The organism is Marinobacter sp. ES-1, assembly GCF_000475255.1.
In the GTDB taxonomy this organism is placed as follows: domain Bacteria; phylum Pseudomonadota; class Gammaproteobacteria; order Pseudomonadales; family Oleiphilaceae; genus Marinobacter; species Marinobacter vinifirmus.
The window spans coordinates 1-9,557 of the sequence record NZ_AXBV01000039.1; the positions used below are offsets into that span (position 1 = coordinate 1).

Sequence of the window (9,557 nt, forward strand, 5' to 3'; positions counted from 1 at the left end):
CGCGCCATGCCTGGCGCACCACCAGAAAAGCCCCGCCAGCGCGGGGCTTCCGGTTACTGGCAGTGATTGAAGGTATCAGGCGCCTTTCACCAGAGCCGGGATACCACTGGTGCGGTTTGCTTCTTTTGCCAGTACCTTTTCTTCTTCACTGGCGTATTTCTTATCCCACTCCAGCACTTTGGGTGTCATCAGCTTGTGCCACAAGGGTGGAATCAGGGCAATTACGATAGTCGTCAGATAGCCGTTAATCATGGTCGGGGCTTCCGGATACGGACGCAGATTCTGATAAGGTACCTCACCGTGCGCATGGTGATGCGAGTGACGTGTCAGGTTGAACATGGACCATGAGCTGAAACGCTTGTTGGTATTCCATGAATGACGTGGTTGCACAGGAAGTTCCGGGTTACGGACCATGCCGTAGTGTTCCATGTAATTTACAATTTCAAGCAATGCTTTACCAAACAGGCCCGCAGCGATGAACAGCAGCGTGGCTTCAAAACCACCGACCATATAGACCAGTGCCACAATACATGCGCTCATAGCATAACCACGCAGGACGGAATTACGGATAGACAGGGGGCTGAAACCCATTTTACGCAGACGTTCCGCTTCCAGTTTCAGTGCACTGATATTGCCTTTAAGGGTGGACGCAATAATATGGAAGTAGACGTTACGGCCGCGCGGCGCAGTCGCCGGGTCTTTGGTGGTGCTGACATAACGGTGATGACCGTATACGTGTTCAACAGCGAATGCCACATCAAAACTGAATGCCAGCAACCAGCGCCCGACAAACATGGATACCGGGTCCCAGGTGCGGTGGGTCAGTTCGTGTCCGGTAATGGTACCTATCATACCGATCATCAGGCCGGTAATCAGGACGGCGCTGACATTCGACAGAACCGAGGCTTCCGCTTTGGATGCCAGCAGGTCGTAACCCGTCACCGATGTCAGGAACTCGCCAACACCAAGGACATCGCCCGGACTGACCTGCCAGACAAACGCGAAAACAATCAACGACAGCAGAGGCAGAGCCAGCCACAACTGAGCGGTCAGAATACCGGGGTGCTTGAAACGCGGTGTCGAGGTATCGTCACCCAGGATTGCATCCAACAGTATATAGCCGCCAAAAATCCCCGTCAGGCCGTAAACAATCCAGTCACTGCCCATGAATAACGACACAGCAGCCAGAAGGCCGATGATGTGGAACAAAAAGTACTTCAGATAATGGAACATAGGTTCGCCCTCGTTATGCTCAACAACTACTTGTTGTTATATGAGCGGTTGGTAAAACGATCACAGAAAATCCCATCGTTGCTCAGGTTATGCTCTTTCAGGCAGGCCTCAGCAGCATCAAGCATGGGCGGTGGCCCACACATATAGGTTTGCGTTACAGCAGCGGCTTTTTCAGGAATGAAATCAGTGACCAGGCCACGTAAACCTTCCCAGTCGCTGTCTTCCGGTTCTTCAGACAGCACAGGAATAAACCGGAAAGCCCCGGACCAGTTGCTGGCAATCTGTGCGATGTCTTCCTGACAAGACAGGTCAGCCTGCGTGCGCGCACCGTAGATAAAGATCACGTCGCGGTCGATTTTGTGCGCCATCGCATCCTCAAGAATGGCGAGTACCGGCGCAAGGCCACTGCCGCCCGCCAGCATCAGCATTTCGCCGCTACCCGGGCGCAGATAGAAATCACCATAAGGACCATCGATGGTGATGTTTTCTCCCGCTTTGGCCGACTGGTTAGCCCAGACTGACATTTCTCCACCCGGTACCTCACGGATAAAGAAATCAACGGTGTCTCCCTTTGGCGCCGTGGCAAAGGAATAACTACGAGGGCCGGATGTGATCGACGGTACCGATACCAGTGCGTATTGCCCGGGCAGGTAATTCAGTGGCTCCGGCAGCTTGACTGACACTCTGACCATGTCCTGTGTCAGGCGCTCAACCGCCGCAATCTCACCGCTGAGGGACTTCACTTCAGAGCTGCCATCCGACAGTCCGCCTACGTACACAGTCACATCAGACTTCAGCTGCGACTGGCAACCCAGAATAAATTGATTATCGAGGTCTTCCGCGCTGAGAATAAATGCCGACGATGTCAGCTCTTTTACCTTGCCGCCTTTCAGCTGACACTTGCAGGTCGCACAGCCACCGACCTTACAACTATAGGGAAAACGAACCCCCTGTCGCAGGGCCGCACTGAGAATGGTTTCTTTCGGGTTAACTGTAAATTCACCTACCCCTTCTATCGTCAGGGTGTGTGGTTTTGCTGACTTGAAAAGACCGAACATCTCTTGCCTCTTGCCTTTGTTATTATCACTGACCGATTGTAAGACAATCTTGCATGTAATGTAGGCAAAGGCAATATGCTATTTGGTTACCGTTAAAGCAACATCGTGATGAAAAAGGGACTGGCAGGATGGAACAGAGGCAGGTGACTGAGAATGAAATACCGCTCAACGCCTGTAACCATGCGCCTTGCAGTCAGAAATGAAAAAAGACGTATCCCTGTCAACGCAAGGATCTTCACGTTCAAAATAACCGACCTTTTTATTGATACAGGTCAAATGCAGCGCCCCGTTTTCAGGCACTACCCAACAGTGCCTTCCCGCCGATGCCCAGGCCGCCATGATTGATTTCAGCCCACAGGTTATTCTGTTCTCCAGGCTGAATTTTACGCACTTCGACGGTTTCAGTGGTCTGAAAAAGAAACTCGCAACGCCTGGTTGTAGATAACTCAAACGCCGTTAAGCTATCCTGTTCTCCCGGATCGGATTGGCTTGCCCTGTTTCAGCAAAGAAGGTGCTATTGCCCTGTGTGCAGCCCACCATAAGCATTAGCTGTTGCTCGCCGAAGAACAAATGAACTCGGACTGCCCGCCACCGGACAAGACCATGCGGTTTACCACGCCCACTCCCGGTACCCGGGAAAACTGAACTTGGGGGGGGGAGGGAAAGATGGCCTGCCATCAGAGAACTGTCACTTTTCAGGAGAAGGCTCATGGGACACTCAGAACACCATAAAACACACCGAACCGGTTGGTTGAGAGCCGCCGTACTGGGTGCGAACGATGGTATTGTCTCCACTGCAAGCCTTATTCTTGGAGTGGCTGCCACGGGAGCAAGTGCCGAGGGCATTCTGGTTGCCGGGGTGGCGGGGCTGGTTGCAGGTGCCATGTCGATGGCCGCCGGCGAGTATGTTTCAGTGAGCTCTCAGGCCGACACCGAACGTGCCGATTTACATCGGGAGCGGGCAGAACTGGAAGATAATCCGGAGCATGAACATGCGGAACTGGCAGCCATTTATGCGGAGCGCGGCCTGGACGAACAATTGGCCTCTGCTGTCGCCAGCCAGTTGATGGCGCATGATGCCCTCGGTGCCCATGCCCGTGACGAACTGGGCATTTCCGAAGCATTGGCCGCCCGACCGGTGCAAGCGGCCCTGGCATCAGCCGGCACATTTGCCATAGGTGCTGCACTCCCCCTGCTGACCGTGCTGCTATCTCCGCTCTCACAGCTGGTGTGGACGGTTTCGGGCGCTTCACTGGCATTTCTTGCCCTGCTTGGCGCTCTGTCTGCAAAGGCCGGGGGCGCACCCGCGTTGCTGAGCGCGACGCGGGTGACCTTCTGGGGGGCCCTGGCGATGGCACTGACCGCCGGAGCAGGGGCACTATTCGGAGTGGTTGTCGGTTGATCCCCCGGCCTGCCCCCCACTTTTACCGGACCCCGGGGCCGGGAGGGTTCTCGATGATGATTTCCACCCGCCGATTCTGCTGGCGTCCGGCTGCAGTGCCATTATTCGCAACCGGCCGCTCCATGCCCAGTCCTGCAGTGGCGAGTCGCCTTGAGGCGATTCCCTGCTGTCTCAGGTAACCTCTTACCGATTCGGCACGACGTTCAGATAACCCACGGTTGAATTCCACACTGCCCACATCGTCCGTATGCCCCTCGATCAGCACCTGGCGGTCCGGATACTGATTCAGAAAGCTGACCAGCTTATTCAGACTGTTGTTGGCATCCTTCTGCAGGTCAGAACTACCAGTGGCAAACAAGACGTCACCCAAAGTCAGAACCACACCGCGGTCGGTAATTTCAGCCTCGAGAGCTTCGATCTGGCGCTGGTAGTCCTTACTTTGCTGCATGGCGGCTGCAGCTGCATCGGCCTGCAAGCTCTGTGCTGCCAGTTCCGCAGTGCGGGCTCTGGAGGCTTCATCGCGGGCCCTGTCCACTTCCTGCGTACGAGCCTGCAGGCGGGCAGCATCACGATCTTCGCCAAGCCGGAGTCGCTGGTCCTCAGCATATTTCGTCGCCGCCCTGGCTTCAGCAATCTCTACCGCCCGGTCCGCCATATAAACCCGGTGCTTGCCCAGCTCCGCCTCTCTGTCGCTGACCGGTTGTTCGGCAATGCGCACAGCCACCTCTGCCGCCCGGATCTCGATCCTCGCCCGTTCTGAAAGGTCAGGATTCTGCTGTAGTGCAGTCAGTTTGCCACGTACCTGTTCAGCGCCGGGGGGTGCCGACGGCGACATGGCACAAGAGGTCACCAGCAGCGACGAGGTCAGCACAGCCGCCAGCAGCGACCCACGCGTGACATATTGCATTGTTGACGTAATCATTGCTGATCTCCTGTGCGCTGCATTTCTTCGGTCAGGGCATCAGCCCCACGGCCCATTTCCCTGTTGATGGCTACTGCCTTCGCGGACGCTGTGCGTGCGGCGGCAAGTTTCGCGACAATGGCTGCTTCCCGGGCATACCTTTCTGCCTCACCCATTCGTTCTTTGCGTAAGGATTGCTCGGCCTGCTCCAGTTTCTGCCGGGCTTCATCCAGTTCGGCTCCGGCATGCTGCCGTGCACCGTCCTGTTCCGCACTGGCAATCGCTTCGCGGGCTTCAGTCAGTGCGCCCGTGGGTGCCTGGGATGCGGCTGCGCAGGCGGTAAGCAGCAAAGCTGCCAGAGCCATACACAAGGCCCCGCGCAGGTGGCTCAAGCGCTCTTTATAGATTGGCTGATACATATCGTTTCTCCCCTTGAAGTCTAATGTTTCATATCGACTATAGGAGCATGTGGCGCAGGCATCTGTATGCTACCGCACCCACCGGCAGATTTTTTCCGGATGGGCGCACTAAAAAACCTGCGGTGGTAAACCGCAGGCAAAGTGCAGAACACCTGAAATAAGGGAAGGTCAGTGCTTCTGGGCTTCTTCGAAGTCCTTGATCTGCTTTTCAGCTTCATCCCTGGTAACACCATAAGCCTGCTGGATCTCTCCAGCCAGCTCTTCCCGCTTGCCGGAGATCACATCAAGCCGGTCATCCGTGAGCTTGCCCCACTGCTGCTTTACCTTACCCTTGAACTCTTTCCAGTTGCCTTCAATGGTGTCTCTGTTCATTAGTCTTCTCCTTGTATTCAGAAGGGAAACGATCGGCAAAAACGCCGGTAACAGACCCTGCTCCGACTGCCAGCAGGCTATGCTTGTGCATTTACACGGCTGAAGTCTGTGCGCTATCACACCCAGGGCTGGCAACACCGGACAGAGGCGTCGGAAGATTGGCACCCAGGGCGCCCATACCGATGACACCTGCCTTGTCATCGGCTTTCCACCGTAATGAGGCAGCGGTGAGCAGGTGGCTCAACCCCATGCCAGTCGTATCTATTGATGCATCACTTTTCGACCCGGATTCTGGTACGCTGTGGCTTGTGCGACAGATACAACCGTATCGACCACAAGGTAGTATCTGCCCATTGACCAACACAGGCCCACGGCATGACCATCAGCCAACCTGCAAAGACGCTGGCCGCCATCATCGACTCCAGCCAGCCAAAGACACTGCTTTGCTGTGGCGAGACCGCCGGTAAGGTTGGCCAGGTCTGGCGGGGCCAAAAACCGGAACACCGGCAGCTGACTCTCGACAGCTCCGACCCGAATGCCGGATTGCCGCCGGAGGTGGTGCCGGATCTGGCTATTATCACTGAGACCCTGGAGCATCTGAGCCACGCACAGGGCACACTGCTGCTGGGGCAGCTCAGGAACTTCGGCACCCAGCGGATCGCAGTACTGATTCCGGAAAACAGCGAATGGCACTTCAACGATTTTATCGGCCTCGGGTTTCAGCGCCATGGTGAGACCCAACAGGATGAACAAATCCTCACCCTGTTCACCTACAACCTGGACAGCTACAACCACAAGCGCACCTGGAACAATCCGGACTACTGGGCCAACCCGGAAATGTGGGGCAATGCCTGGTGGTGATGCGCTCGTCGGCGCCGTCCCAGAAAGGCCAAAGCCAGTGGACGATAGCTGATTCATGGCAACACACCTGATTACCCCGGCTATCTGCAACAAAGGCCCGGGCATTTGCAGGTACCAGGTACACACTAGCAGGCGATTCCCGGCACAATACAGACGGTCACCATCTGCAATCGATTCTGTTATCCTGACAGCCAGCCGGACTTAAGGCTAATCTACTGCGCCGTTTGCCCACCCTGGTCGCGACGACTCCTTAAGCCCGACAGGCTGCCAGGAACATTCTGAACACACCGGTTAACTGAGGCTCACCGAACCATGACAGACGTTTATCTTTGCCATCCCCGCCGCTCTCCCATTGGCCGCTTTGGCGGCAGTCTCGCGCCGGTGCGTCCGGACGACCTCGCCGCCCACGTGGTGCGCGCGGTGCTGGATCAGGCCCCTGCGCTGGATCCGGCCGCCATTGACGAAGTCATGCTGGGGGCTGCCAACCAGGCTGGCGAAGACAACCGTAATGTAGCCCGCATGGCTGTTCTGCTGTCGGGCCTGCCCACCTCAGTACCAGGGGTAACCCTGAACCGGCTTTGCGGCTCCGGCATGGATGCGGTGGGCACCGCGTTCCGGGCCATCCGGGCCGGGGAACTTGAGCTGGCGCTGGCTGGCGGGGTTGAATCCATGTCCCGGGCACCCTATGTAATGGGCAAGGCGGATTCACCCTTCTCCCGCGGCCAGAAAATCGAAGACACCACCATTGGCTGGCGGTTTGTCAATCCGCTGATCAAGGAGCAGTATGGCATCGATTCGATGCCGGAAACGGCGGAGAATGTCGCCGAACAGTTTGGCATCTCCCGGGAAGATCAGGATCTTTTTGCACTTCGTTCCCAGCAAAAAGCCGCCGATGCACAACAGAATGGCGTTTTTGCGGAAGAAATCGCACCTGTCAGCATACCTCGCCGTAAGCAGGAGCCACTGGTGGTGGATTGTAGATTGACAAAAAACTATCATACTTTGATCAAAGTAACTCTTTGATTTTATTGCAGCACAATTTTCATCAAGTAGTAAAAGTATCATACTTTAAGAAATCATCTCTTGGTTTTTCTCAAAAAATTAAACAAAAAAGTATCATACTTTATGTATTATCAGACTCATAAAGTCCAAATTTATGCGCTGCCAACTATCTAGGCGGTAGTTTTCTTCTGTCGTCCAATAGTCTAAATCCCTCGGGCACAGGTTTAAATTTGTCGCCTTCTTCAGGCCAGCGTTTTGCCCTGCTCTGAAATGCTCGAAGTGCAGCAATATCCAAGGTCGCAGCAACCACGAAGTCATTGTCCCCACCCCTAAGTCTAGCAATATCCCGGAGGAAGCTTTCTTTGGCTGGTGATCGAACGCGGCTATCGCCATATTTCCGGTTGTTTACTAATATGGTGTAAGCATGAACATCCAGTGCAGCGGATTCGATCAGGGATGCGAAAGTATCCAGATCCCTGTTCCAACTGAGCACCATAAGAGCATCAACTGCACCCTGGAAACGAATTCTTGCCTTGCTGTTTTGCAGTTCTGAGCAAACCATGACACCAAAGTTAACGCCGTTATGAATATAAATTGGCTTCGGTGATTTTTTAGAAAGATCCCACTCCTTGCCAAATTTCACCGTTAGGTCTTTGTCTTCACCAACGGCTGGCTCAAGCTTGGGTTGCCATATTTTTACAAAGGTTGGATAGCCGAGTCGATTATCTGCCAAAACCAGCGCGGCCTCACTCAGAATCTTGTTTCCTTCGCTATGCCGATACTCAGTTCCTGCAATTAAACTAATACCCGCCGCACTCAATCTGGCGGCAATACTATTCAGCCAGCGCAACGGGATTGAAAGCTCTGGGAAAAGGGCGTAATCCGGCCTCGGATTTAGCTTTAATACATCGTTAACCAATTTGGATATTTTCTGGTAACGCTTGCGGCTTAAATTCGGCTTATTGCATGCGGTAGCCGCCCAATCGCTGTCTTCGGTACGCAGGTTGGTTAATGCAACCACCACCTTGTCTTTACTGTCAGTGCCAATTTTCAGATACTTTTTGCGTCGCTTAGCTTTCTTATCGCTGGTGTCTTGTTCCGCTGCTAGAAGAGTAGGTTTTATCCAAACTCCACGCAAAACTTGAGTATATTTAGCCCATGTTACTGCTGGGCTGAAGGCTGGAGCTTTGCCTGAAGCGGGTGGCAAGCCAACGCATTCGGGGGCTAATTCCGATATTTCAGCCGGAGATAGAGGTCGAGTCGGGAAAAGATAAGGCAAGTAACTGTCATTTTTCTTCTGCCCTCTAGTTACCTTTCCTAATCTGGTTTTGCGCGTAGAGTTGATAAACTGTTCAAATATCTCCACGTCGAGAAGCTCGGCGTTGCCGAGCAACTTCAAAATTTGCTTCTCTTTCTTAGTATCACGTTTGCCAACCAGCTCCTCAGCAGACTGGCTATTCAAAATGTACTTGTAAGCCTCTTTCGCAAGATCTGCTGACGCAACAAGCGGTGCTTTTTTCTCGAAATCAGCCACATCAAAGCGCAAATCCAGTAGCGCCTCAAAATCAGTCAGAGTTGCCACAATTTGATTCAGAAAGAGATCTGCTAAGCGCTTCTTCTTGCTTGATCGTTCACCCAGAAATAGCTTGCTGGGATCATGGTAGCGAGTGGCTGCATCAATAAACAGCCAAGTTAAAGTACCTTTGATATAACCCCAAAGATCTTTTAATACTTTGGCATCACATCCGTTAATACGAACCGTTTTCCCTCTGCCGACTTCAGAAGCTAAGGTATCGATCGCTCGATAGGACTTCACTGCTATTTGCTCAGCTTGCTCCCACTCATTCATGCTGATTGCAAAGCCGAGTAGTCTTGGTAAGTAGGTAAAATGAGCAAAGAGATTGTCTGCCCGTAAGATATGGTTATGGGCAAACTGATAAAATTCCTCGCGCTGCTCCTTCCATTGATTTGGTGGCAGATCCCGAGCCAAGGTTTCTACGTGACGCAGCTGTAGTGACCATCCTAACCGACGAATAGTCAGACCATCAGCTCGACGCAAAGTATCTGCATTTTCGCCCACGCTTCCCGCAGCAGAGAGCACCTTGGCTGCCGTCGAGTGCTCTAATTGATCTGGCGACGGCATCAGACGGTGCTCGCTGGAAAGTTCGTATATCTCCTTTTCGATGCTGTCCAGTAGGTCGAGGCCTGCTCGCCCTTGTAATACAAATAACTTTTGCTTGTCAGACTGAAGCGATATTCTGGTCTGGCCTTGGATATCGGAACCCTGTTTAGAGTTATGGTGATTTCTG

8 protein-coding genes and 1 pseudogene are annotated in these 9,557 nt (G+C 53.7%); 3 read left to right on the forward strand and 6 right to left on the reverse strand.

Features of this window, described 5'->3' with window-relative positions:
* Positions 1 to 75: 75 nt before the first annotated feature.
* Together Q668_RS07260 and Q668_RS07265 are read right to left on the reverse strand one after the other, a co-directional pair.
* Entirely contained in the window at positions 76 to 1,233 is a 1,158-nt protein-coding gene (locus tag Q668_RS07260) for an alkane 1-monooxygenase (RefSeq protein WP_022988941.1), read from the reverse strand.
* Between the two features lie 26 nt (positions 1,234 to 1,259).
* Complete coding sequence (locus Q668_RS07265; protein WP_022988942.1) at positions 1,260 to 2,291, reverse strand: 2Fe-2S iron-sulfur cluster-binding protein; 1,032 nt, start codon at positions 2,289 to 2,291, stop codon at positions 1,260 to 1,262.
* Positions 2,292 to 3,000: 709 nt separating this feature from the next.
* Here Q668_RS07265 and Q668_RS07270 point away from each other — a divergent pair.
* Positions 3,001 to 3,693, forward strand: coding sequence for a VIT family protein (locus tag Q668_RS07270; RefSeq protein ID WP_022988943.1), 693 nt, complete (start codon positions 3,001 to 3,003; stop codon positions 3,691 to 3,693).
* A gap of 22 nt (positions 3,694 to 3,715) precedes the next feature.
* Here the strand turns inward: Q668_RS07270 and Q668_RS07275 are convergent, their stop codons facing one another.
* The 3 genes from Q668_RS07275 to Q668_RS07285 all read right to left on the reverse strand — a co-directional run bounded on the left by Q668_RS07275 (position 3,716) and on the right by Q668_RS07285 (position 5,385).
* Positions 3,716 to 4,615 (reverse strand): OmpA family protein, encoded by a 900-nt coding sequence (locus Q668_RS07275; RefSeq protein ID WP_022988944.1) that lies wholly within the window; start codon positions 4,613 to 4,615, stop codon positions 3,716 to 3,718.
* Positions 4,612 to 5,013, reverse strand: a complete 402-nt coding sequence (locus Q668_RS07280; protein ID WP_022988945.1) for a DUF4398 domain-containing protein — start codon at positions 5,011 to 5,013, stop codon at positions 4,612 to 4,614. The genes Q668_RS07275 and Q668_RS07280 overlap by 4 nt, the downstream gene beginning before the upstream one ends.
* Positions 5,014 to 5,181: 168 nt before the next feature.
* Entirely contained in the window at positions 5,182 to 5,385 is a 204-nt protein-coding gene (locus Q668_RS07285; protein WP_022988946.1) for a CsbD family protein, read from the reverse strand.
* A 375-nt stretch (positions 5,386 to 5,760) separates the two neighbouring features.
* Here Q668_RS07285 and Q668_RS07290 point away from each other — a divergent pair, with 375 nt between their 5' ends.
* Positions 5,761 to 6,246: a DUF6231 family protein gene (locus Q668_RS07290; protein WP_022988947.1), complete on the forward strand. Its 486-nt coding sequence runs from the start codon at positions 5,761 to 5,763 to the stop codon at positions 6,244 to 6,246.
* A 312-nt stretch (positions 6,247 to 6,558) separates the two neighbouring features.
* A pseudogene (locus Q668_RS07295) lies at positions 6,559 to 7,215 on the forward strand (beta-ketoacyl synthase N-terminal-like domain-containing protein); the annotation flags it as partial.
* A gap of 199 nt (positions 7,216 to 7,414) precedes the next feature.
* Here Q668_RS07295 and Q668_RS07300 read toward each other — a convergent pair.
* Positions 7,415 to 9,557, reverse strand: a 2,143-nt coding sequence (locus Q668_RS07300; RefSeq protein ID WP_022988949.1) for a hypothetical protein, incomplete at its 5' end; no start/stop codon positions are given.

What these genes read in the sequence shown, in the direction of transcription:
- Q668_RS07260 (WP_022988941.1), bottom strand. Translation starts at nt 1,233, where the DNA reads ATGTTCCATTATCTGAAGTACTTTTTGTTCCACATCATCGGCCTTCTG.
- Q668_RS07265 (WP_022988942.1), bottom strand. Translation starts at nt 2,291, where the DNA reads ATGTTCGGTCTTTTCAAGTCAGCAAAACCACACACCCTGACGATAGAA.
- Q668_RS07270 (WP_022988943.1), top strand. Translation starts at nt 3,001, where the DNA reads ATGGGACACTCAGAACACCATAAAACACACCGAACCGGTTGGTTGAGA.
- Q668_RS07275 (WP_022988944.1), bottom strand. Translation starts at nt 4,615, where the DNA reads ATGATTACGTCAACAATGCAATATGTCACGCGTGGGTCGCTGCTGGCG.
- Q668_RS07280 (WP_022988945.1), bottom strand. Translation starts at nt 5,013, where the DNA reads ATGTATCAGCCAATCTATAAAGAGCGCTTGAGCCACCTGCGCGGGGCC.
- Q668_RS07285 (WP_022988946.1), bottom strand. Translation starts at nt 5,385, where the DNA reads ATGAACAGAGACACCATTGAAGGCAACTGGAAAGAGTTCAAGGGTAAG.
- Q668_RS07290 (WP_022988947.1), top strand. Translation starts at nt 5,761, where the DNA reads ATGACCATCAGCCAACCTGCAAAGACGCTGGCCGCCATCATCGACTCC.